The organism is Salimicrobium flavidum (assembly GCF_900156645.1).
GTDB lineage: Bacteria > Bacillota > Bacilli > Bacillales > Halobacillaceae > Salimicrobium > Salimicrobium flavidum.
The window spans coordinates 163,048-186,979 of record NZ_FTOC01000004.1 but is presented as its reverse complement, the minus strand read 5'-3'; the positions used below and the strand labels follow the sequence as shown (position 1 = coordinate 186,979).

Sequence of the window (23,932 nt, the reverse complement as noted above, 5' to 3'; positions counted from 1 at the left end):
TCTGTTACCGTTTATTGTTGATTTTCATCTATACGAGTGGAAGTTTGCCGCGGGCATGACGGCGGACTACCAGAATCTCTTTTTAGTCAATCCTGGTGATTTTTAAGTTCATTCTTCTCCCGCAGGCGTCTTCCCCCTTCATTCTGAAATCAACAACCGGCTTTTGAAGAGCGTTATTATATAAACAATTGTCCATGGAGTTTACGAATTTATCGCGGCTGGCTCAATAATCAAATGGATATTTGAATGTAAGTGTTGACCTTCGCAGTTCTGGGGTATATAGTTTAATCAAACAAAGGTTTGAATGAGGAGTGGATATAAATGGCGGATGAAACAGTGAAAAAACAACCTAAAGATACATGCGAAACGTTCTGTTATGACGAAGAACTCGTTACCCGCGTGCAGCCTAAGATAGATCAGGTGCAGGGGGTGGAGTCGATTTTCAAAGCGTTATCCGACACGACGCGGGTGAAAATCATTTATGCGCTGACGCTTGAAAAAGAGCTATGTGTCTGTGATGTAGCTAACATTATCGGTTGTACGACGGCTACCGCTTCGCATCACTTGCGTCAGCTTCGTCGTAATAATCTAGCTACTTATCGTAAGGACGGGAAACTTGTATTCTATTCTTTAGTCGATGAGCATGTCCGCCAGCTCGTTTCGATCGCTCTTCTCCACAAACAGGAAGAGGTGCGAGTATGAGTCGTGTCACTGAAAAAGAACTGGAAGAACAAAAATCAGACTGCTGCGCTTCTTCGACCTGTGGAGCCGAAGGAGAGAAAACCTCCAGCTCTAATCCTGACCAGGCAGTGGAGTTTTATATAAGTGGGATGGACTGTCCTTCGTGTGCGGCAACCATTGAAAAAGGAATCGGCAAAAAAGAAGGAGTGAACGCGGCCCGGGTCCATTACGGGACCGGGAAACTGGCGGTTGAGACCAAAAGCTCACGCGTGAAGGAAGAAATACCGGCAGACGTGAAGAAACTTGGGTTTGAAGCGGCCCCCGTATTTCCCTCGAAGAAGTATGAAACGTATATGATAGGTGGGATGGACTGCAGCTCCTGCGCGATGACGGTAGAGAAACACATGGGGAACCACCCTGACGTGGCGGATGTACAGGTCAACTTTTCAACCGGGAAGATGCGGGTTTCTCATGGCCTGAGCCGTGAAGAGATATTGAAGGAAGTAGAGAAATCAGGGTTTGAGGCTTATCCGGAAACAGCAGATGCACAAAGAGAAGCTTCACCTGATAAACGTAAAGGTCCATCCGTTACAGTTATTTCCGGTTTGTTTCTCGCGCTCGGTTTTACGGGTTCGTTCACGGGGGTTCCGGAAATTCTCGTTACATTGATGTACGCCTTATCGATTCTCGCAGGTGGGTACAAACCCGCGAAATCAGCTTTCTACGCCGTGAAAGCAAAATCGCTTGATATGAATGTACTGATGGCGACAGCAGCTACAGGGGCTGCGCTCATCGGAGAATGGTTCGAGGGAGCGATGGTCGTTTTCCTATTCGCTGTAGGGAATGCGCTTCAGAACAGATCGATGGAACGGACGAGAGATTCGATCAGAAGCCTGATGGATCTTACGCCTGCCAGAGCCCTCGTGAAATCCGGTGACGGTATGGTAGAAAAAGCCGTAGAAGAGATCACTGTCGGAGAGACATTGGTAGTCCGTCCCGGCGAAAAAATACCACTCGACGGTGAAATCATCTCCGGAACGACAAGTATTAACGAGGCGCCGATCACCGGTGAATCTATGCCGGTGGATAAAGAGCCCGGAAACACGGTATACGCCGGGACGTTGAATGAAAATGGCGCCCTTGAAGTCCGGGTCACTACGCTGGTGGAGGATACGACGATTGCGAAAATCATTCACCTCGTCGAAGAAGCCCAGGAGAAAAAAGCACCGACGGAAGCGTTCATCGACCGGTTCGCGGCCATTTACACACCAGTGGTATTCATTCTTGCATTACTGGTGATGGTCTTTCCACCACTTCTCGGCTTCGGCGGATGGGGTGAATGGCTTTACAAAGGTCTTGCGCTTCTCGTAGTCGCTTGTCCGTGTGCACTCGTCATATCCACTCCGGTAGCTATCGTTTCAGCGATCGGTAACGCTGCGAGACACGGTGTGCTGATCAAAGGAGGTACGTACCTCGAGAAAGCGGGGACGATCGGAGCTATAGCTTTTGATAAGACGGGGACGCTCACGGAAGGACAGCCGAAAGTGGCCGAAGTTCTTTCTCTTCGTCACAGTAAAGAAGAGTTGCTCTCAGTAGCTGCGACGATCGAATCACAATCTACGCACCCGATTGCGGAAGCGATCCTTGCCTATACGAAAGAGCGCGGTCTCCCACTGAAAAACGGTTCAACATTTGAAGCGATCGCCGGTAAAGGCGCAAAAGGTACAGTGGAAGGTGTAGAGACATTCGCCGGAAAGCCTCAATTGTTCGAAGAGCTCGGAGTCTCTTTATCTGAAGTCGATGAAGATATAGTATCACTTCAAAAAAATGGAAATACACTGATTATTATCGGGACACGTTCGGAAATCTTCGGTATCATCGCTGTTCGCGATACGATTCGTGAAGTCACCGTCCGGGCCATAGAGCGACTGAAAAACTCGGGCATGAAAGAGATGGTGATGTTGACGGGAGATAACGAAGGCACAGCAGGTAAAATTGCTACAGAAGCTGGCGTGGACCGTTACTTTTCCGAACTGATGCCAGAGGATAAAGTCACAGCGATTCAGAAGCTACAACAGGAAGGGAAAAAAGTGGCCATGGTGGGTGACGGTATCAACGATGCACCTGCGCTTGCTACTGCTGATCTCGGTATCGCCATGGGCGGTGCCGGAACGGATACAGCGATGGAAACGGCGGATATCGTCCTGATGGCCGATAACCTTGAGAAACTTCCTGAGACTATTGTATTGAGCAGGAAAGCATTGACGATCATCAAGCAGAACATCTGGTTTGCCCTTTTGACGAAAGCAGCGGCGCTCGTGCTTATTTTCCCGGGTATTTTGACACTTTGGATGGCTGTTCTGAGTGATACCGGTGCGGCGCTTATCGTTATTCTGAACAGTATGAGATTGTTGAAACAAAATTGACGGAACTCGCGCTCTCGATTGTTGAGAGCGCGAGTTTCTTTTTTTGGAAAGCTCTGTTAAATCCTGTTGTTGATTTTAGAGCGAAGGGTGGAGACGCTTGCGACAAGCTTCCCCTCGTAGAGATGAAAATCAACAATTAACGATAATAGAGCCTAATATTTATATACACATCAGCAAATATCTGCCTTAGCGAATGTTTTCTTTCTTCGCTCAATATATTATTTTCTTTCTAGCAAATAATCCATTTTCTTTTCAATTTCTTCTAAACGTCTTCGGTTATTTAATCCCAATAAAATTAATACTAGAAAAAGTATTGGAAAACCTACAACTACAAGTAACATGAATAATTGTTCTACTATCATCCTGATTCCTTCCAATCCATAATCTATATATATAGTAGGTGGTAAAATACATTAAACTTTTCTTCCTCTGCTAGAATTAAACACTATTATTTCTTCTCAACCCTAACAACCCCAAAATCAACATTGACATTTAACAGAAACTTTTGGAAAGGATTGGCTCGAGGTGGAGCGTAGTGATAAGCTATACAAAATAACTTCCATCAGGTAAAAGTAAAGCTTTTAAAATTCGTGGATTAGGTTGGGATTCGAAATGAAAAGTACTGCAGTGAGGGTCTGTCAGAACTGTGGAGAAAAGTGGTCGGTATGGGAAACGTGGAAGAAGGAATTATCTTTTAAAGATAAAGAATGTAATCATTGTGGTGAAAAACAGTATATGACAGCTGCTACTAAATGGCTGAATGTTATATGGTGTATACTGTCAGTCGTGATCGTGCTCCAGGTAAAAGAAAAGACGAGTGTGCCTCTTTCTTTTATTTTCCCGGTCGTTCTTTTCCTTTTCAGTGTCGGCAGTTCATCATTGATCCGGTTGTCGAATGAAAAACAAGAAATTTAAAAAGAAGGCCACATGGATAATAGCCTCCTTAGTTTTTGATTACATGGACGAAACTTTTCAAAATCCGAGCCGTCAGCCCCCAGATCACTTTGTCCTCGAAGTAGTAGAAATTCTCTTCGTAAGGAATCGTCTGCCATTCATACGTCTTGCCGTTAGCAATGTCGTCGTAAGGAAATCCTTCCCGGGGACGCACATCGATATCGATGTAATGTACAGTGGGTTCGTTCTCTAAGAAAAAGGATAACGGAACCGTGAACGATTCTTCGACTTCTCCCGGATTCTCTACGAAATCTTCCGTTTTGTCGAGACTTCCGACATAGGCATGGATTTTCGGGCCGAATGGAGAGAGAAGCGTTCCTAGTTTCCAAATATCAGTCACTTCTTCCGGTCTGGTGCCAAGTTCTTCACACATTTCTCGTATGGCGGTATCCTGGAGATGATTATCTTCTTCATCTGCCATACCGCCGGGGAAGCAGACCTCGCCGGGCTGTCGTCTCATAGTGAGCGAACGTACTTCAAAGATGACGTGAAGTTCCCCTTCCTTCCGGATGAGCGGGAGCAGAACTGAGAAATTGACCGGCTTGGTCCTACCGATGGTATGCGGTGTATGGTATGCGAGTTTATCGCGGATAGAATCAAAGTTCATAGTATTCACCTCTGTCCATTTATTATATCAAACTCTTGAATTCAAGACAGCTTAAATGTGTTAAAGTGTATAGGAGAAAGGAGTGAAAGTAAATGTCAGGAAATATGCGAAAAGATATCAAACCGGGAGCGAACGTGTCTATCGTTCTGAAAAAAGATCAGCGCTCCGGTACCCTAACCCAAGGTGTCGTGAAAGATATTTTGACGAAGTCACCGCAGCATCCGCACGGGATCAAAGTCCGTCTTGAAGATGGTCAGGTGGGACGCGTGAAGGAGATTCATTAATGCCGTATATCCTTCTCGTTCTGGTGGTAATTATGTTTTCAGGAAATATATTAGTCGGAAAAGCGATCAATGATCTGCCTCCGTACACGATCGCCTTTCTCCGTCTGGTCGTCGCTTTTCTTGTGTTGCTGCCGATCGGGTTTCGTTCTGCCCGTCACCATAAGGAACTTTTTTTTACGTACAAAAAACCGTTCTTGATCATGACCCTCAGCGGCATCACGTTTTTCAACACGTTCATTTATGCGTCGCTGCAATTTACGACTTCGACGAACGTATCGGTTCTCGAGACCGTCATACCGGTCGTAACGGTCATTTTCGGTGCCTACATATTGAAAGAAAAAATCTACAGTATCCAGTGGGCCGGGGTGTTCATTTCCTTGCTCGGTGCTATTTGGGTGATTATGGATGGAAGAATCCTGCAGGTAGCATCAATGAACTGGAATCCGGGGGATGCGATAATGATCGGAGCGATCGCCAGCTGGACAGTGTATTCGATTTATGTAAAACAGTACATGCCGCTGTTCCCGAGTTACGGAGCCCTGCTCGTTATGACGGGATTATCCGTGCTGTTCCTGTTGCCGATCGTCGGCATCGAGTGGTTGCTCGCTGGGGTTCCGACGTTTGATCAAGGAAGCATGATCGGAATTCTGTATCTCGGAGTTTTTCCTTCTTTCATCGCCATATCGATGTATAATTTCGCTGTCGATCAGGTTGGAGCATCGAAATCGTCGATCTTCCTCAACCTTCTTCCTGTGTTTACGATGGCAGGAGCGGCTTTATGGCTCGGGGAGACCGTCACCTGGGTCCAGATCGGCGGGGCACTTGCAGTTATAGCGGGTGTCATCGTCACCACACAGGGCGATCGTCTGTTCAAGAGAAGTAGCGCGACAGTTTCCGGAAAATAAAATAGAGTTTCAGAAAAATACCGACTTTCTTTTTGAGAAGTTCGGTATTTTTGTCGAAGAAAAGATACAATGTTAGAGAAGAGGAACAAAAATTCGAGGAAGGAGTGCTGTTACATGAATCGTATCAATCTTATTACACTCGGAGTAAGGGATATCACCAGCTCTCTGCGTTTTTACCGGGACGGGCTCGGTTTTCAGACAAAAGCGGAGGAAGATCCCGGCATCGTATTTTTTCAGAACAATGGTACGAAACTGGCTCTTTATCAGCTCGAAGAATTACAGAAAGATATCGGAGAGCCGGGGGAACGAGGAAGGTTTTCGGGCATTACTCTCGCATACAACACTAAGTCGGAAGAAGAAGTGGACCATGTTCTCTTGCAGGCGGAAAAAGCGGGAGGAACAATCGTGAAGCCGGCTGAACGGGTGTTCTGGGGTGGCTACAGCGGTTATTTTCTTGATCCGGATGGCTACACGTGGGAAGTGGCGTATGGCGAAGATTGGGAGTTCGATGAACAGGATATGCTGATTATCCCTTAAGATGATAGTGAATTAGGAAAACCGCGACAATGGAACGAATTTGCAATCAAAACAAGAACGTGTGTTCTCATTTTGTTCCGGATATGTTATGCTTTATGCAGCCCCTTTCAGAAAGGGGGTGAGGAATATGACGGAATGGGTGTTTTTGACGGCTGCGATCATGAATCTGGTAACAGCCATGATCGATCTCGGTAAGAAAGTCCGGGAGAAAAAAAGGTCAAAAAAAGAAGACTCCCGCTCGGACAAGCGAAAGTCTTCATAACACCACTACAGAAGGAAGAGAGTCTCTCTTCCTTCTCCTCATATTTCTACTTACAGTATAGCGTACTTATCCCTCAATCTCAAGAGAAAGTAAGACGTGCCCCGACATATCACTCCATGCTAAGGGAGGGTGTTGGCTATACACTTTCTTTTTCACCGGTACTTTTTTGTTTAAGAACGATTTTTCCGTTTTCGATTCCGATATCCAGAGCATCTCCCTCAGAGAAGCCCTCCTGCTCTACAAGATATTTAGGAAGTTCGACACCTGCGTTTCCTTCTGCATCAAGAAGTGTTTTTCCATAGGATGACACACTGACCCCTCCCGGATATCTATTTTTGCTATTGTATCATAAAGAGACAGAAAATTGTAACCGCTTTTTTTAGGTTTTTTTCTTCTCGGGATTGGGAAAGCAGGTAAAAATGTTCAAGGAGGCACTAAGATGGTAAAAGCGCTTGTATTTGATGCTTATGGTACTTTATTTGACGTTCATTCGGTTCGTGATGAATGTAATAGATGGTTCCCGGATAAAGGGGAAGCAATCAGCCAGACGTGGCGGGACAAACAGTTGAACTACTTTTTTCTTCGCCAGCTGACCGAGAGATATAAACCGTTCGATCAGGTGACGAAAGAAGCCCTTCGTTACGCCTGTAAGGCTAACGAAGCTACTCTCACAAGTGAAGCGGAAGACGCCCTTATGGAAGCGTACCGGAATCTTGAACTTTTCGATGAGGTGGAGGAGGTACTTTCGGTCCTGGGTGACAAACGACTCGTCGTTTTCTCCAATGGCTCACCGACGATGATCGACCCTCTCATTCAACGCTCGAACATCAGCGGGTATATCGATGAAGTTCTGAGCGCGGATGAGGTGAAGCAATACAAGCCGGTGCCAGCAGCTTATTCGTATGCCCAGCAGGCACTTGGCCTTGAAAAGGAAGACATCCTGTTCATGTCCTCGAACCCCTGGGATATAACCGGAGCTTCCAGTTACGGTTTCCGTACCGCCTGGATCAACCGGAACGGTCTTCCAAAAGAAGAATTGGATATCCAGCCGGAGGTCGAGTATGACAGCCTGTCAGGATTGCTCGAATGGAAAAACTCCTGACATCATAATAATTTCCTGTCTTCCAAATCGACCCTTTCTGGTTATTGACTGCCAAATATTGTAGCATGGAAACAGAGAATCAGTGATATTTCATGTTGGAATAGTTTTGCCAGAAAGGGAGGGATTGTGTGTCTGAAGAAAATGAAACCAACGAAGAATTGTCGAGACGTCTCGATTCATTGGAAGCTGAAATGAAAGAAATAAAGGAATTACTTCACGAAGAGAGGAAATCTGAAGGAGGGAAAGGAGAACGTCCGGAACCCGAGAGTCATGGTCAGGATAAACGCCAGTGGCTCTCTCCGAAAGAAAAATATTCTCCCCTCTCCGAGAAACAATCCTCTTTCCGGAAGCCGAACTTCAAAGACTGGGAATCGGTGATCGGCCAGGTGTGGTTACCACGGATCTTCATCATCGTGCTTCTTTTAGGTGTGCTGTGGGCTTTCCAATCAGCCGTCGAGAACAATTGGATTACGGAACCGATACGTCTTGTATTGGGGTATGTTGCTTCTGTGTTTTTATTGTTCCTTGGAGAAAAACAGCTTTCGTCTGAACGTCGAGGTCTTGGAATAACATTGATTGGTGGGGCAACTGGTATATGGATATTTGCGACCTTTGCCGGGGCCGTGTTATATGATCTTTTCACGCCGATGATCGCTTTTCTTCTGTATGTTCTGTGCATAGGCTCGGGTGTCGTACTCGCAGAGATACATAAGTCTCAGGCACTCGCCGTCTATTTAGGAATCGCCGGCTTTCTTGTTCCTTTTCTTGTCGGGGGTGAAGAAGGAAACTTCGCTGTATTCTTCACTTATGAAGTATTCCTTACTTTATGTCTGGGTATCTATGCATGGAGAAAGAAAAAAATCATCGTGCTCTACGTGGCGACATTACTTCCGCCTGTCGTTTTCTTTTTCTACACGCTCATCACCGCGTTAGCTGAATCAGGGATGGAAAGCGTCGGAACCTTCACTCAGGAAGACCTGTTTGCAGTGTTCATTATCATCATCCATGTCCTGCTTTCAGCCGGGACGTATACAGAAAAAGCTTCGGTAAAATCAAAAGGCATGCTCCTTTCACTAAGTTACGCAGCAGCACTTTTCTGGGCGGGTGTAACCCTCTTTACGCCGTCTTTCGTTTATGAAGCCGGATGGTTGAATCTGAATCTCTCCATTTACACAGCCCTGGTCGTTGCGGCTATGTCGATCTATGGAGTGCTTGCCATGAAGCGAAAAGAAGGGGGGTTCTTCCACTACTACACCTTGTTTTCGGTAGTCGCTGCTACAGTGTTTCTCGTAATTCTTTTCGATTACGAAGGCTATACCCTATTATTTATTGCAGAGTCTTATCTTCTATTCCGGCTCGGGGTGAAAATCCATTCATCGCTTCAGCTCTTTATCGGGAGCTCCATGTACGGAATTAGCGGTCTCGCCACTCTGTATCACATTGTGGAGATGGAATGGGGACTTACTAGTGTCCTCTTTGAAGGGATCCTGTTTATAGCGGTTTCGGTACTTCTCTACAGATTACTCAGGTCAGACGAAGATACGATATCAAAAGAAAACAGACGGTTCGGAGTTTTATCCACCGGTATAGGGGTTGTCGGTTTTACGTTAGTGTTACTCACAAGAGTTGTTCATCTCGGTGCCTACGAATATTTCTTCACGTATCGTGATGTACTCGTATCGGTGAGTTGGTTGATGTTTGCGATCGGTGTGCTGATGTCGGGGATATATCTACAGAAACAGTCTTTACGTATATTTGCTGTGGTTTGGATTTTTGTCACCCTCGCCAAAGCCTTATTAGTGGATATTTCTTATCTGGATCCGATTATCCGAGGAATTCTATTCATTTTAATCGGAGCTGTCGGAGTTCTTGTATCCCGATTTTACTACACGGATAAACATTCGAAAAAAGAAGAGTGAAAGAGATGTAAGGGATGTCTATCCTTTTCCCGACTTAACCCAGTACTCTATACAGCATTCTCTTCAAAAGCCGAGTGAATTGGTTGATTTTAAAGAGAATTGTATTGTATGATGTTAAAACTGAGTAAATTAATAGGGAAAGGATGTCATATATGAGTGTCCGAGTACAACCGGTTGATGAAGTGAAAGAACCTGTAGAAAAAGAAAAGGTGGCGTTGAATGATCCTCAACCCAAACTGATTGCGGGGGGAGTAGCAGTAAGCTCGATACTGTTCGTCTATCTGATGGCTATCCAGGCTCTCGCCCAACCTGTATTACTACTTCTCGGTCTCGGTCTCGGGTACACGTTGTTCCACGCAAGATTCGGTTTCACCTCCGCCTTCCGTAAAGTGATGGCGGTAGGTAATGGCCAGGCGATGCGCTCTCATATGCTGATGCTGGCTGTTGCCGTGACGTTATTTGCTCCGATTCTGGCTTTCGGGTTGTCCTTTTTCGGTCAGGACGTATCCGGCTACGTTTCACCGGTCGGGGTCAGTTTATTCGTAGGAGCTTTCATGTTCGGTATCGGCATGCAACTCGGTGGTGGATGTGCCTCTGGTACGTTGTATGCGGTCGGAGGCGGACGTTCCGTCATGTTCATCACGCTGTTTTTCTTCATTGTAGGCTCTACGATCGGTGCGGCTCATCTGCCTTTTTGGACAGAAGAACTTCCAGCATTCGAACCTGTCTCTCTCGCAACATCGACCGGCCTCGGTTACGGAGGGGCCTGGATTTTGTCGCTTGCTATTTTCGGTCTGGTGGCACTGATCACTATGGCCATTGAAAAGAAGAAGCGTCCACCGAAAATGGCTCCGGTCCCGACGACGAGCGGATGGAAACGTCTACTTCGCGGTTCCTGGCCTTTGTTTGCAGCAGCGATTGTGCTTGCGGTTCTGAACGCTCTTACCTTGATGGCTCGTGGATCCCCTTGGGGTGTGACAAGCGCTTTTGCTCTGTGGGGTTCGAAAGTCGCGATGTTCTTCGGTGTGGATGTAAGCAGCTGGGGATACTGGCAGGGAGCGAACGCTGAAGTTCTTCAGTCTTCCATTTTCGCAGATTCCACCACTGTTTTGAACTTCGGTGTCATCCTCGGGGCGTTCCTTGCTTCAGCCGCAGGGGGACTGTTCCGGTTCACCCGTATCACAATCAAAAACTTGATGGCTTCGGTCATCGGAGGACTGATGCTCGGGTATGGAGCGCGTCTTGCATTCGGTTGCAATATCGGTGCATATTTCGGCGGGATCGCTTCCTTCAGCCTGCACGGCTACATCTGGGGAGTACTGGCGCTGGCTGGTACGTTCGTGGCTCTATACCTCCGGCCACTGTTCGGTCTGTCGGTACCGAAGTCGAAGGATTCATTCTGCTGAAAAAATGGATAATAGAGGAAAGCTCTCGGCGATCGCCGGGAGCTTTTTGTATAGTTCATATTCTTATCGATAATTATTTATTTATAATCAATAAATAATCACATATACTTAAGGTACATGGATGGGAAGGGGCTTAAAAATGCGAGAAACCATTTTTCTGAAAGTTGTACTCATACTTATGGCTTTACCAGTAGTAGCAGTCAGTGCACTGTGGATACCGTGGTTCATTAAGGAAGTCGTTATGTATTACCTGGACATAGACGCCTTCGGCTATGCTGTTGCTCTGGCTCTTTATCTTACAGAGATCGCTTATTTCATCGCCCTCTTTCAGGCGTGGAAACTGCTTGGCTTCATTGATAAGAAGCAGACGTTTTCCTTCGTGTCTGTAAAAGCGCTGAAGGTGATCAAATATTGTGCCACTGTCATCAGCGGCCTGTATGTATTGATGATGCCACTCCTTTTTATCATCGGAGATGAAGACGACGCCCCGGGGGTAGTAGCTATCGGTCTGATCATCATTTTCGCTTCCTTTGTCATAGCTGCTTTTGCGGCGGTTCTCCAGAAACTGTTGAAAAGCGCGGTCGACATCAAATCAGTAAACGACTTAACGGTCTGAGGTGAATAATCATGGCCATTCGAATACACGTAGATGTTATGCTCGCAAAACGTAAAATGAGCGTTACGGAGCTCTCGGAGAGGGTGGGGATCACGATGGCGAACCTTTCCATTTTAAAAAATGATAAAGCGAAAGCGATCCGGTTTTCGACCCTCGAACGGATTTGTGAAGTGCTGGAATGCCAGCCTGGGGATATTTTGGAATACGTTGCGGATGAAGAAGAGACAGAATGAAGATAGGTAGCCCTCTTGGAGCAGAGCTTCCGGCAGGGCTACCTGTTTTTCATATAGGGTCGGTAAGTATTGTCGGAACCTTTTCAGGTGGGAGAGGGGCGCTGAAGTAGAAGCCCTGGTAGGTAAGGGATGGGCTTTGTATCAAATACTCCAGTTGCTCCGGTCGTTCCACACCTTCAGCGATTATCTGCATCTCCAGTTTCGTTCCGAGGTTCATCACCGTTTCGATGATCGCTTTTTCACGAGTACCGAGATGGATAGCCTGGATGAAGGATTTGTCGATTTTTAAAATATCGAGAGGTAGGCTCTTCAAGTAGTTGAGGGAAGAATACCCTTTTCCGAAATCATCCAGCGCCACCCGGACTCCCAGCTGATGCAGTTGCTGAAGGACGGGAAATGCTTCTTCCACTTCCTGTACTACGGACTCTGTCATTTCCAGAATGAGTTCAGAAGGAGCGACCGAATGGGTGGCAAGGGTCTGTTTGATCATGTCCATAAACTGCGGATGGCGGAACTGAACTGTGGATATATTCACGGATAAGCACCCGGGTCTATATCCTTCATCCTTCCAGTCTGTGAATTGCTGACAAGCTTTCCGGAGGATTTCTTCCCCCATACTTATGATAAGGCCAGTTTCTTCAGCGATAGGAATGAAGGTGTTAGGAGGAATCACTCCATAGTCCGGATGTTTCCAGCGTACCAGAGCTTCGAACCCGGTGATGCCTCCCCCTGTGACCGATACCTGAGGCTGGAAATGCAAAAAAAGCTCATCGTTTTCAAGAGCTCTTCTTAAATCCCGTTCCAGTCTCGCTTTTTCGGTCAGCGCTTCTTTCAGATCCTCGATGAAGAAGACGGTCTGGCCTCCGCCGTTTTTCTTCGCTTCGTACATGGCGACGTCCGCATTTTTGATCAGCTCCTCAGGGGTGGCTCCATCTTCCGGGTAAAGACTCATTCCGATGGAGGGGGACATATAGACATCTGTTCCGGCTTCTTCAAGTTCGAAAGGCAAATGGAAAGCACCGATAATCGAATCAGCGAGCTGAAGCTGTTCCTGTTTGAGTACCGGATAATAAACGATGATGAACTCGTCCCCACTCTGCCTCGCCAGAAAACCTTCCTCAGGCAACCGTTTTTCAAGACGTGATGCCATAGCTATCAATAATTCATCCCCGGCTTTGTGGCCATAGACATGATTGATTTGTTTGAAACGGTCCATGTCTATGAAGGTCACACCGAGATGATAATTTGTCTCTTTGGCCAGTTTCAGGTCCTGTTCCAGCTTTTCTTCAAGCATCCGTCTGTTCGGCAAAGAGGTGAGCTCGTCCCGGTAAACCAGCTGCTTGATCTTTTCTCTATATGCTTTTCTCTCGGAAATATCACGTGCGATACCGATGAAATAACGTTCCCCCTCATTCTGGACGACAGAAAAGGACAATTCGAGAGGGAAAAGGTCCCCCGTTTTGCGAAGTCCCTCCAGTTTCACGGTTTCCTCCACATTTTTGTGGTTTTCTTCTTGGCCCCGGGGCTCCTTTTCTTCCGTTAGGGTCGCCAGGGCACCTCCAGGCATCACAGTAGAGAGCAGTTCACCTATCATCTCGTCGCGCTGATAGCCGAAAATGGTTTCAGCTGAACGGTTCCATGATAGTATAGTCTTCTGTTCATCGAAAGTGATGATCGCATCGTTGGCGGAACGAACGATGGTAGTGTTGAGTTTGTCGGTGAAACGGGACCGGTTTTCGGCCTTGGAACGTTGGCGTTTGACCCGTTTGATTACTATAAGAGATAGAAGAAATGCTAAAATGACTGTAGCCATCAATAGAATACGGATACTTAAAGGCAGTAAAACGACTGTTGAAGCAGAGATAAACAAGAAACTCATATGTATACGTCCTTTCCTAAGACAGAAGTAACGGGAGAAGTGTCCTGTTTATTATCGGTTATTAAACACTAATGTTAATACTTTCCTAATGGGACTCATGACGAAAACAAAAGTAGGAGGCAGGAAGTTACGATGGAGGAGAGAGAGCATCTTGAAAATTGGAAACGAACGCTCCGGCGAGGCCTGGATGATACGAATCAGGAATTGACCCGACTGAAAAAGGAGTACCGGAAAGAAAAAGAATTCAGAGATATTCAGATAGATAGGCTCGAAAGATGGATAAAGGATGAAGACATCAAGTCCGATGTGAGGGAAGACCTTGAAGAGAGCCTGGATTTGTTGAAGGAAAAGCAAGCGGAAAAAGAGGAAAGAATCTCCTGGCTCGAAACCTCGAAGAAATCGACGGAACTCATGATCAGGAAAATAGAAGAAGAGAACAATGGTTAATATAGAAAGAGTTCGTCACAAACACCACTTCCTTGTATAAACAAGTTCCGGAAAACTATTCTCACACATAAAACCCCGAGCAATTTTTTTGTTCGGGGTTTTACGCCTCTTCCGTTCATTAAATTATATATAAAGGGTTTCTTTCATCCGAAATAGTGCATTAATTCCTGCAAGAAGAGGCAGGAAGGCTACGAGACCGATGGCCCACTCGACACTTATCATATCAGAGAGAAGCCCTGCAATCAGTGCTCCAAAGGCATACCCGCTGTCTCTCCAGAACCGGTAGATACCCATAGACGTAGCTCTCCATTCCGGTCGGGCGACGTCACTGATGGAAGCAAGAATCACCGGATAGACAAGGGCTGTACCGACACCGAGAAGTGCCGCTGCCGCGAGCCAGAGGATGAATGTGTCGACGAGAAGGAAGAACCATAAGGAAAGCGCCTGTACAATCATGCCGCTTACAATCAGGTTTTTCCTCCCGATACGGTCACTCCATACACCGGTGACGAGTTGGACGATCCCCCACGCAGCGGGATAGACTGCTACGACAGTACCGATCTGTCCGACGGAGAGCCCGCCTGAAGCTAGAAAGATCGGGAACAGACCCCAGGCCATCCCGTCTTTTAAGTTCGTCGTGAGACCTGCGATGCTGTTACTCGAGAGGTCGGGATTTTTCCAGGAAGTCCGTCTGAAGATCTCGCCGGTCGTAATGGACTCCGTGGCGGTTTTCTGTTTCTTCGCTTCTGCTTTCACGTGCTGATCGGTGTTCTGTACAGTAAGGGATAATATAAAACCGATAATGACGATTACGATACCGATATAAAAAGGCTCGGGACTTAGAGAATAAGTCGAAGCGACATAACCGGAGACGGCCGCCATGATCGCAAGCCCTAAATAACCGGCGAATTCGTTGAACCCTACAGCGAGGCCGCGCTGCGTTGTTTTAGCCAAATCGACTTTCATATTGACGGTCATCGACCACGTCAGTGCCTGGTTGACCCCGAGCAGTACGTTTGCAACTACAATTACCCACCAGGCGTGGGCAACAATGACGAGGATCGGTACGAACAATCCGACGAGCCATCCGGCTAACAGCACCTGTTTTCTTCCATATCGATCAGCAAGACTCCCTGCAAAGAGATTCAGTATCGCCTTGGAGAATCCGAAACTGACGATAAAAGATAAAGCGGCGCTCATGGAGGCCAAACCGAAACGTTCTTCTCCGATAATCGGAAGAATCGTACGTTCGAGTCCGACCATGGAGCCGACGAATAAGTTTATAATTACAAGAAGTGTGAACTGGGCCAGATTTTCTTTCACTCCGGCTTTTGGTTCCTGAAGGGTAGTAGAATTCATACATGCACCTCATAGTTTTGTATTTTCAATAGTTGAATATTACCATACCCCATGCGGTATGTAAAGATTCAAGGATGCGTTTTTAAATGAGGCAGGTATAATGAAAAGAGACAACCACACGTAATACGTATTAATCATAGCAGGGAGGATGAATAGAATGAGAGCAGTACAGGTAATAGGATATGGTGATGTAGAAAAGTTGGAAATGAAAGATGTGCCGAGGCCGGAACCGGGAGAAGGAGAGGTTCTTGTGAAAGTGAAGGCCTGTGCAATCAACAATACAGAGATCTGGATGAGAGAAGGAGACTATGGCACAGGAGGGAAGTCCGGTTGGAGGCCGGAAGGTGTTACCTTCCCGCGAACGCCGGGGTCTGATATAACGGGGGAAGTAGTAGAAATCGGGAAGAGCGTCAATTCCTCTTATAAAGAGCGTAGTGTGGTATTGTTTCCGTTCACTTCAAGTGGTGAAGAAGGAACAGAGCATATCGCAGAGGATATGCGGAATATGTAGTATGGCCGGCAGACTTGTGTTTTCAGATGCCTCTGGCTGATTATACAAAGAGTGCTGCTTTCTCCGTAAGCGGACTTACAGCTTGGCATATGGTGAATCAGATTGAAGTGAAGGCGGGGGAAACGGTGATGGTCATCGGTGCAAATGGTGGTGTAGGTTCTTTGAACGTCCAGATAGCAGCAAACGTGTTCGGTGCGGAGGTCATCGCTATCGTCGGGGACCTTGAGGAAGAACGGAGAATGAAGGAACTAGGAGCTTCTCACGTGCTATCCTATAAGTCGGATAACCTTGCCGAAGAGATTCTTCAGGTGAACGGAGAAGTGATCGATTCTGTCTTGGACGTTGTCGGTGATGCGTTGTTCGCCACTTCGATTCATGTATTGAAAAAAGGCGGGAAATTTTGTATTTCCGGTTCTGCTGGGGGTCAGAAGACGCAGCTCGACTTCAGAACGGTCTATTTGAAACATATAACCATCTACGGTTCGGTGCTCGGTACGAGAGAAGAGTTCAAACAGATGATTACAGCAATATCCGAAGGGAAGATAAGTCCGGTCATTGATAAAACGTTCCCTTTGGAGAAAGCGCGAGAAGCGCAACAATATTTCAAGGAAAAAGGTAAGTTCGGGAAAATCATCTTACTTCCTGAAGAGGGGGATACTGAATTCTTCTCATATAGTTCTCCTTCCGACTGAGAAAAAACGATTTGAAGAGTGAAAAAAGATGGCTGAACCAGGTTTATGGTTCGGCCATCTTTTTTATTGTTGGCTCTGTTATCGTTTATTGTTGATTTTCATCCCTACGGGTGGAAGCTTGCCGCGGGCATGACGCGGGCTTCCGGAATTTCACTATGTTCAATTCCGGTGATTTTCCGTTCATGCTAGCCCCGCAGGCGTCTCCACCCTTCGTTCTAAAATCAACAACCGGCTTTAACAGAGCCTTATTGTTAGAAAGTATAGTTTTTTTGTTCCTTTTACTTATGAATTTTTTCCTTTGTACCCGCTTCTGAAGATTTCCTGGACGCGGTGCACGGTGACATAGGCGTTCGGGTCATTGTCTTCGATCAGTTTCCTCAACTGTACGATTTCCCGTTTATTGATGACGAGGTAAAGGATGTCACGGTTTTCCCGGCTGTATCCTCCTTGAGCTTCCATAATAGTGACTCCGCGTGACATCTGTTTCAAAATGACGTTAAGCAGCTGGATATTCTTCTCGGAAATAATCATCACAGCGCTTCGTTCCTCGGCCCCTTCGATCAGCATGTCGATGATCTTCGCTCCGATGTAAACGGAAATAAGGGTGTACATGGCCCTTTCCCGACCGATGACGAAGGCACTCCCGACGATAACGAGGATATCCAGTGCAAGCATGGCTGTACCGACACTTGTGCCGAAGAGTTTGTGCATGATGTTGGCGAGGATTGTAGTGCCGCCTGTCGTTCCTCCGGCGCGGAAAATCATGCCGATACCGAGACCTACGGCCAACCCTGCGAATAATGCAGCGAGAAGCCGGTCATCCATCGCTTCCCCCCAGCCGACGGTGATATGAAGAAATAGAGAGTTCAATATGATAGCAATCACCGTATAAATGGTGGTTCTTTTCGTGAAATAACGATAGCCGAAAGCTACCAGAGATGTATTCAGTACAAAGTTGACGAGGGCCGGGGACCATTCGAACAGGTAATAGGTGACGATGGTGATACCGAAGACCCCACCCTCCGAGAGCTGGTTTGGGATGACGAAGTAGTTGATGCCGAAAGAAAGAATGAAACTTCCGGCTATAAGTATGATTAAATCGCGTATATTTCGTTGCATATATGTGCACCTCCTCATTGTTCCTATCATATCGTACCTGTTTCCAGATGTTAACGCCTTAAGTAAGTTGAGTACTGCCGTTCACAAATGTTTCCTTCTCCTATACAATACGTAATATAGTAGTCGAAAAAAACGGAAAAAGGCTGCAATACCGAAAAGAAGACGGAGGGAAAAGGATGACTAAATGGCAAACGAAAGAGGAACTGAAACATCTGCTTGAAGAACTCGTCAGCTGGCAAAGCCGCTCCGGCACGGAAGGGGAGCGGGTCTTTCCGCATCATTTGAAAAATAAATTGAGGAGTCTTCCATATTTCCGCGAGCATACGGATAAGCTGAGACTATTCAGAGCCCCGGATGGGCGTGAAGGAGTGGGGGCTCTGTACCGAGCGGAAAATTCCAGACGGACGGTTGTGCTTCTCAGCCATTTCGATACGGTGAACACGGAAGATTACGGACACCTGGAAGATCTCGCTTTTCATCCGGAACTTCTGACGGAGACCCTCCATGAGTACAAAGAGGAACTTCCGGAAGAAGCGAGGGAGGACCTTGAGTCCGGAGAGTATCTATTTGGGCGTGGAACCATGGATATGAAAATGGGGCTCGCTATGCATATGGGCTTGCTCGCTCAGGCTTCCGAGGAACAATGGCCGATCAACCTGCTTCTCGTTACCGTTCCGGATGAGGAAGTCGATTCAGTAGGTATGAGGGAAGCGGTGCCGACCATTCGTGCTATAAAAGAAGAGTACGACCTGGAACTGTCCCTCTTTTTAAATAGTGAACCGACGTTCCAGGAACTCGGAGACGAAAACTTTTATATGTACACAGGTTCCATCGGCAAAATCATGCCTGCTGCGCTTTTGTACGGAAAGGAAACGCATGTGGGAAACCCGTTGAGCGGCATGACGGCTAACTATATGGCGACGTTCCTTACGCAGAAAATGGAATGGAATCCCGATTTCAGGGAAACGGCGCTCGGGGAAAGCACCCCGCTTCCGGTTTCGCTGCGTCAGAAGGATTTGATGGGGATGGAATACTCGACCCAGACGCCGTACCGGGCCCAGGTGCTATTCAACGCTTTTCTGCTCAATCGCTCGGCGAAGGACATCCTGGATTTGTTCAGAGCTACGGCAAAAGAAGCGGCACTGGCCTGTAATGAAGCGTATGAAGCTGTATGTCACAGGGAAGGGGTGCAGCCTCTCTGGGACGTAGGCGTCATGGAGTACCGGGAGCTTCTGGATTACGCAGAAAAGAAGCTCGGAGCGGATATGGTCGAATTGTACAGGAAGGAAACGGTGGGTGCAGGGGAATGGGATGACCGCGAAACGGCAATCCGCATCGTGGATAAACTGATGCTTCATTGTCAGGAACTTGGTCCGGTCATTGTGCTTTTGTTCGGCACTCCTTACTACCCGGCCGTCAATTCTTCAGAAGACCCGCTCGTCAGGGAACTGGTATCCGTAATCCGGAAGGAAGCCATGGATGAATTTTCGTTGGATATCACCCAGGTACATTATTTCAATGGCATTTCCGATCTCAGCTACGTGAACTACGAACGCGACCAGGGAGACTGGAAGGCCTTTGAGAAGAATGCGCCGTTATGGGGGAACGGGTACACGATTCCCTTCGAAGATATGAAAGAACTAAGAGCCCCGGTCCTGAACCTAGGGCCATACGGGAAAGATGCCCACAAGAGGACGGAGCGTCTTCATAAGGTGAATGCGTTTGAAGAAACCCCGGTACTTTTGAGAAAACTGATCCACCATATAAGCGGAAGAGACTAGTCAGAGAAGGAGTTCTCACTGGACTTTGAGCATGTGGATGATGGTGTCATAAATAAGTTCACTCTGTTCTTTCTTTCGCACTTCTTTTCCGGCGAGAGCTGTATCGACGGCGATTCCGTCCGTAAAAGCGACGATGGAGCGGGCAAGGACAGGAGGAGCGAAGCGGGGAGTGAATCTCCCTGTCTCCGCTCCTTTTTTTATAATATTGGCATACATCTGCACGCCGAGACGGTATCTCTCTTTCGCAAAAGAAGATATGGAAAGGTCATTCCTGCCGGTGACGAAAAATTCCAGAATCACCGGAGCGAGCGGGTCGTTCTTTTCACGAGGCTGTTTCTCTTCTCCGAACAACCGCTCTTTCAGCAGATTCCAGGGGTCTTCCCCCTCCTCCAGGGCAGCAGAGGTTCTATCATGGATTTCTTCGAGTTTGTCTCCGATCAGAGTTTCGAAAACCTCCTGTTTATTGGAAAAATACTGATATAACCCGCCACGGCTCAGACCGACGCTTTCGTAAATATCCTTCATCGTCGTGTGTTCGTAGCCTCTTTCCGTGAATACCTCTTCGGCAGCATCAAGAATGTCCGTTCGCCGCAGCTGTTTTTGGTAGTCGCTCATTTTCGGTGCCATTGAGTTTCCTCCTGTTCATAAAGAATACGAGACTGAGAAGTACGAGAAGAATCCCGGTACTGATGAAAATAGGGATGACGCCATACACTGTGGCAAGGATGCCCCCGGTCAGCGGTCCGACGATGGTCGCCGTCGTAGTGACACTGTTGACGACTCCGAAGACACGCCCGGTAAGGTGCGGCGGTGTAGTCACCTGAATGCTCGCCTGAAAGGGGATGAATCCGAGACTGGAGGTGAAGCCGGCTACGAAGCCGAGCAGGATCATCCACGATGTGGAGTAGGCGAGGTCGAGTTGGGTGAACCATCCGAGCAGGGAGAAACTAAGTCCGAGTCCTGTCATTCCAGAGACCATCAGGAGGAAGGCGTTATAATCGGTGTTTCGTGCAAGAATCACACTAGCCGTCAGCATACCGACGCCGGAAGCTGTGATCAGGTACCCGAACAGATCCGGTGAGGCTTCCGAAAGCTGACGGATCAGCACGATGAACTGGGAATCGGCGAGCTGCAGAATCAGTAAACCGCTCCCAATAATGACCAGACCCGAGAGAAGGAAGACATGTTCCTTCATGAATGCGAATCCTTCCAGCCAGTCCTGTTTGAACGACTCAGTGCCTTTTTCCGTGGAAGTACTTAGCACCCGGTCTTCTCTGATGAAGATAAGAAGTACAGCAGAGAGAAGGAATGTAGCTCCGTCGATGAAAAATACGGTACTGACCGGGAAAAGCGTGACGAGAAGCCCTGAAAGCAAAGGACCGGCGATTTTCGTTCCGGAGTCGATGGCGGATGTCACTGACATGGCGCTTTTGAGCTGCGTTTGATCGACGATTTCCTTCAGTTTCCCGTTTTTTGATGGCACGAATACGGCTGAGAAACAGCCGATCGCAAATAAAAAGCCGTAGACCATCCAGATCGAGGAGGCGAAGGCGAGTCCGATGATAAGTCCGGCCCGAACGATATCGGAGACGATCATCAGCGATTTTCTCGGAAATTTATCGGAAACGACTCCGGCAAAAGGACCGAAAAGCGCCATCGGCACGGCAAGAGAGAGCATAGTGAGTGACACCTCAAAGGGGGAAGCTTCCCAGCGGATGCCGACCATGGTGAAAATGGCGATCATACTGAGCCAGTCCCCGAGGCTGGAGATGAGCTGAGCACTCATGAGTGTAATATAATTTTTATTTTTCCATAGCGACTGTTCCATAGCTCTACATCCCCTTAATACATGTGAAAGTGTTATTTTTTAGGTAGTTGAGACGAAATTTATATACTGACGTTCATGTCGGTTTTATTATACTGACACTAATGTCGGTTTACAAGTAAAAATTTCCGTTTAAAGAAAAGATTTTCGGTTATACTCTACTAGGATGAATAATACATAACTAAGCAGGAGGTGTAGGCTAATGGGCCAATCCACATTCAAGCTCGGGCTGATTACGGCGCCTGGGTACGCCAAGCGTATAACGGAAGGTCTGAAGAACTTCCTCCCTGATCTGCTCGCGTATTATGTCGATGACCGGGCAGAGTGGGAAGTGGATTACGAAACAGATGCGCTTACGGGAGCGACGGAGAATTCTTCGGAAATCCTTGGGGCGACGCTGGACAAAAAAAAGGAATACGGATGGGACTATGTCATATGCTTGACCGATCTCCCTCTTTTCAAAGGGAAACGGCCGATTGTGGCAGAAGCTTATGTAGAAGAGAACGCAGCGCTGTTAAGTATCCCGGCGCTTGGAGCCACACCTCTCATCAAACGCATACGTGAATCGGTTCTTCAGCTTGTCAATGAGATGTACTACGGTACCTCGGATGAAGAAAGGGAAGAAGCGGAGAAACGTATTCAGGAGCGAGAGGAAGAAGACTACGGAGAGCATAGGGAACTTAAAAATAAAGACGCCAAAAGGCTCGTAGGGAAGCGGTTCATCGATCGGATGTCTCCGATCAAAAGGGAAACCCCGGACGAGGAAGAATCGAATATCGACGTACGCTTCACCGTGAAAACGAAACTGGGAGGCGCTTTGAGAATACTTTCAGGCATGGTGCGGGCTAACCGTCCCTGGACGATGTTCCCCTCCTTCATGAAACTCATCGTTCTGGCCTTCGCAACAGGAGCTTATGCTCTCATATTTCCGACCCTCTGGATGCTCAGCAGTAATTACGGCATCTGGCGTATGTTCATGCTGGCGATCGTGGCGATCACAGCGATGGTGCTATGGATCATACTTGCCCATCAGCTGTGGGAAACCAAGCGGGAGGATACGAAAAACTATTTAAGAAAGTTATATAACATTGCTACGGTATTGACTCTGTTCGTTACGGTAGGGATGTATTATGCCCTCTTATTCATTCTCTTTTCAGCCGCCGTCATTATCTTGATTCCGATGGGGATGATGCAGTCTCAGGTGACGGCTGATGTCGGTTACGTCAACTACTTCTATATTGCCTGGACGGCTACGAGTGTGGCGACGATCATCGGCGCACTCGGGTCTGCGCTCGAGAATGAAGAAGTCGTACTTTCTGCAGCCTACGGATACCGGCAGCGTCAGCGCTACGATCAGTTGAAGGAAGCGGAAGAGCAGAAGAAGGAAGCGCAGGAAGAAAAGAAAGAAGCTGCCGAGGAGAAGAGGGAGGCAGCCCAGGAGAAAAAGGAAAGCGAAGAACAAGATCAGGAACGAGATCAATGATTTGGAAATCCTACGATCGGAAGCAGTCGCCGGTCGTAGGTTTTTTTCGTTAATTTTTATGGATCTCCTCATGAGTACTTGACCCTGACGCAACGTAAGGGGTTATTCTTGAAACAGGAAAGGAGGGGAGCGGATATCCTTACAAAAGAACTCGCAGATCTTGCAGGCATCAGTGTGCGTACTCTTCATTACTATGACACTATCGGTATGCTTGTACCGGAACGATCGTCGTCTGGGTACCGTATTTATAAAGATGAGCATGTGCAGCTATTGCAGCAGATTCTGTTTTTCAGGGAACTCGGATTTTCCCTCGAGGACATCAACGACATCGTGCACAGCGACTCTTTCGATGTGACAGAAGCCCTCCACACCCAGAGACAGATGATGGAACAAAAGAAACAGAGATTTGAACGAATGATCGAAAAGATCGATGAAACGATTGACGACAGGAGAGGAGCCGGAAATATGATGAACGAAGATAAATTCCGCGGAGTGGATTTTTCGAAAAACCCCTATGAACAGGAAGCAAGAGAAAAATGGGGAGATCGAGCTGTCGACGATGCGAACGAAAAAATGAGGAGGTTTGATAATAAAGAACTTGAAGAGAAATGGGACGCAATGTTTCAGGACCTTGCCACGCTGCGTCACAACGGACCGGAAAGTACCGACGCACAGGAGAAAATAGGAGAGTTTTACCGGTTTTTGAATGATCACTTCGGCACCTATTCTCCTGATATGTTCCGGGGGCTGGGAGAGATGTATGTAGCCGATGAACGATTCACCGAAAATATCGATCGGTATGGACAGGGACTCGCCGTATTCATGAACGAAGCGATGGCAGTATGGGCCAAAAAACAGAAATGAACGCAGGGATGCCGGCGCCGGAATAAGGGCGCCGGTATTT

Annotated in this window: 23 protein-coding genes and 1 pseudogene; 17 read left to right on the top strand and 7 right to left on the bottom strand. The window is 47.4% G+C overall.

Annotated elements, in window-relative coordinates; all coding sequences use genetic code 11:
• Nucleotides 1-321 precede the first annotated feature (321 nt).
• The 3 genes from BW944_RS07860 to BW944_RS07850 all read left to right on the top strand — a co-directional run bounded on the left by BW944_RS07860 (nt 322) and on the right by BW944_RS07850 (nt 4,022).
• On the top strand, nt 322-702 hold the full coding sequence (locus BW944_RS07860) for an ArsR/SmtB family transcription factor (protein WP_076558452.1): 381 nt from the start codon (nt 322-324) through the stop codon (nt 700-702).
• A complete protein-coding gene (locus BW944_RS07855) occupies nt 699-3,107 on the top strand; it encodes a heavy metal translocating P-type ATPase (RefSeq protein ID WP_076558450.1) in 2,409 nt (802 codons plus the stop codon). The genes BW944_RS07860 and BW944_RS07855 overlap by 4 nt, the downstream gene beginning before the upstream one ends.
• A 612-nt stretch (nt 3,108-3,719) precedes the next feature.
• A complete protein-coding gene (locus tag BW944_RS07850; protein ID WP_076558448.1) occupies nt 3,720-4,022 on the top strand; it encodes a TIGR04104 family putative zinc finger protein in 303 nt (100 codons plus the stop codon).
• 28 nt (nt 4,023-4,050) lie between these two features.
• On the opposite strand, the gene BW944_RS07845 is transcribed toward BW944_RS07850, so the two are convergent.
• The gene (locus tag BW944_RS07845; RefSeq protein WP_076558446.1) at nt 4,051-4,668 is read right to left on the bottom strand and encodes an NUDIX hydrolase; all 618 of its coding nucleotides are present in this window, start codon (nt 4,666-4,668) and stop codon (nt 4,051-4,053) included.
• Between the two features lie 92 nt (nt 4,669-4,760).
• On the opposite strand from BW944_RS07845, the gene BW944_RS07840 reads away from it, so the two are divergent.
• The 4 genes from BW944_RS07840 (at nt 4,761) to BW944_RS15330 (ending at nt 6,656) form a co-directional block, all read left to right on the top strand.
• Nucleotides 4,761-4,952, top strand: a complete 192-nt coding sequence (locus tag BW944_RS07840; RefSeq protein WP_076558444.1) for a YwbE family protein — start codon at nt 4,761-4,763, stop codon at nt 4,950-4,952.
• A complete protein-coding gene (locus tag BW944_RS07835; RefSeq protein WP_076558442.1) occupies nt 4,952-5,857 on the top strand; it encodes a DMT family transporter in 906 nt (301 codons plus the stop codon). Before BW944_RS07840 ends, BW944_RS07835 begins: the two co-directional genes overlap by 1 nt.
• A 114-nt stretch (nt 5,858-5,971) precedes the next feature.
• On the top strand, nt 5,972-6,394 hold the full coding sequence (locus tag BW944_RS07830; protein ID WP_076558440.1) for a VOC family protein: 423 nt from the start codon (nt 5,972-5,974) through the stop codon (nt 6,392-6,394).
• Nucleotides 6,395-6,521: 127 nt separating this feature from the next.
• A complete protein-coding gene (locus BW944_RS15330; RefSeq protein ID WP_268794100.1) occupies nt 6,522-6,656 on the top strand; it encodes a hypothetical protein in 135 nt (44 codons plus the stop codon).
• A 136-nt stretch (nt 6,657-6,792) separates the two neighbouring features.
• On the opposite strand, the gene BW944_RS14895 is transcribed toward BW944_RS15330, so the two are convergent.
• On the bottom strand, nt 6,793-6,966 hold the full coding sequence (locus BW944_RS14895) for an AbrB/MazE/SpoVT family DNA-binding domain-containing protein (protein WP_143525691.1): 174 nt from the start codon (nt 6,964-6,966) through the stop codon (nt 6,793-6,795).
• Between the two features lie 129 nt (nt 6,967-7,095).
• On the opposite strand from BW944_RS14895, the gene BW944_RS07825 reads away from it, so the two are divergent.
• From BW944_RS07825 to BW944_RS07805, 5 genes are all read left to right on the top strand, one after another.
• Entirely contained in the window at nt 7,096-7,758 is a 663-nt protein-coding gene (locus BW944_RS07825; protein WP_076558438.1) for a haloacid dehalogenase type II, read from the top strand.
• 128 nt (nt 7,759-7,886) lie between these two features.
• Nucleotides 7,887-9,677, top strand: a complete 1,791-nt coding sequence (locus BW944_RS07820) for a DUF2339 domain-containing protein (RefSeq protein ID WP_076558436.1) — start codon at nt 7,887-7,889, stop codon at nt 9,675-9,677.
• 152 nt (nt 9,678-9,829) lie between these two features.
• Nucleotides 9,830-11,083, top strand: coding sequence for a YeeE/YedE family protein (locus tag BW944_RS07815; RefSeq protein WP_076558434.1), 1,254 nt, complete (start codon nt 9,830-9,832; stop codon nt 11,081-11,083).
• A gap of 139 nt (nt 11,084-11,222) precedes the next feature.
• On the top strand, nt 11,223-11,699 hold the full coding sequence (locus tag BW944_RS07810; RefSeq protein ID WP_234983146.1) for a DUF2975 domain-containing protein: 477 nt from the start codon (nt 11,223-11,225) through the stop codon (nt 11,697-11,699).
• Nucleotides 11,700-11,710: 11 nt separating this feature from the next.
• Entirely contained in the window at nt 11,711-11,932 is a 222-nt protein-coding gene (locus tag BW944_RS07805; protein WP_076558429.1) for a helix-turn-helix domain-containing protein, read from the top strand.
• Between the two features lie 49 nt (nt 11,933-11,981).
• Here the strand turns inward: BW944_RS07805 and BW944_RS07800 are convergent, their stop codons facing one another.
• Nucleotides 11,982-13,811, bottom strand: coding sequence for a putative bifunctional diguanylate cyclase/phosphodiesterase (locus tag BW944_RS07800; RefSeq protein WP_076558427.1), 1,830 nt, complete (start codon nt 13,809-13,811; stop codon nt 11,982-11,984).
• Between the two features lie 132 nt (nt 13,812-13,943).
• Between BW944_RS07800 and BW944_RS07795 the strand changes: the two genes are divergently transcribed.
• Nucleotides 13,944-14,258: a hypothetical protein gene (locus BW944_RS07795; protein WP_076558424.1), complete on the top strand. Its 315-nt coding sequence runs from the start codon at nt 13,944-13,946 to the stop codon at nt 14,256-14,258.
• A gap of 123 nt (nt 14,259-14,381) precedes the next feature.
• Here the strand turns inward: BW944_RS07795 and BW944_RS07790 are convergent, their stop codons facing one another.
• On the bottom strand, nt 14,382-15,617 hold the full coding sequence (locus tag BW944_RS07790; RefSeq protein ID WP_076558422.1) for an MFS transporter: 1,236 nt from the start codon (nt 15,615-15,617) through the stop codon (nt 14,382-14,384).
• Nucleotides 15,618-15,774: 157 nt separating this feature from the next.
• Here BW944_RS07790 and BW944_RS07785 point away from each other — a divergent pair.
• Nucleotides 15,775-16,820: pseudogene (locus BW944_RS07785) on the top strand (zinc-binding dehydrogenase).
• 282 nt (nt 16,821-17,102) lie between these two features.
• On the opposite strand, the gene BW944_RS07780 reads toward BW944_RS07785, so the two are convergent.
• Nucleotides 17,103-17,939 (bottom strand): YitT family protein, encoded by an 837-nt coding sequence (locus tag BW944_RS07780; RefSeq protein ID WP_076558419.1) that lies wholly within the window; start codon nt 17,937-17,939, stop codon nt 17,103-17,105.
• 176 nt (nt 17,940-18,115) lie between these two features.
• Between BW944_RS07780 and BW944_RS07775 the strand changes: the two genes are divergently transcribed.
• Nucleotides 18,116-19,720, top strand: a complete 1,605-nt coding sequence (locus BW944_RS07775) for a M20/M25/M40 family metallo-hydrolase (RefSeq protein ID WP_076558417.1) — start codon at nt 18,116-18,118, stop codon at nt 19,718-19,720.
• Nucleotides 19,721-19,735: 15 nt separating this feature from the next.
• Here BW944_RS07775 and BW944_RS14890 read toward each other — a convergent pair whose 3' ends face one another.
• The gene (locus BW944_RS14890; RefSeq protein ID WP_076558555.1) at nt 19,736-20,347 is read right to left on the bottom strand and encodes a TetR/AcrR family transcriptional regulator; all 612 of its coding nucleotides are present in this window, start codon (nt 20,345-20,347) and stop codon (nt 19,736-19,738) included.
• Nucleotides 20,292-21,548, bottom strand: coding sequence for an MFS transporter (locus BW944_RS07765; RefSeq protein ID WP_076558415.1), 1,257 nt, complete (start codon nt 21,546-21,548; stop codon nt 20,292-20,294). The genes BW944_RS14890 and BW944_RS07765 overlap by 56 nt, the downstream gene beginning before the upstream one ends.
• Before the next feature lie 199 nt (nt 21,549-21,747).
• Between BW944_RS07765 and BW944_RS07760 the strand changes: the two genes are divergently transcribed.
• Together BW944_RS07760 and BW944_RS07755 are read left to right on the top strand one after the other, a co-directional pair.
• Nucleotides 21,748-23,028: an MFS transporter gene (locus BW944_RS07760; RefSeq protein WP_076558413.1), complete on the top strand. Its 1,281-nt coding sequence runs from the start codon at nt 21,748-21,750 to the stop codon at nt 23,026-23,028.
• A 108-nt stretch (nt 23,029-23,136) separates the two neighbouring features.
• The gene (locus tag BW944_RS07755) at nt 23,137-23,892 is read left to right on the top strand and encodes a MerR family transcriptional regulator (protein ID WP_234983145.1); all 756 of its coding nucleotides are present in this window, start codon (nt 23,137-23,139) and stop codon (nt 23,890-23,892) included.
• The last annotated feature ends 40 nt before the right edge of the window (nt 23,893-23,932 follow it).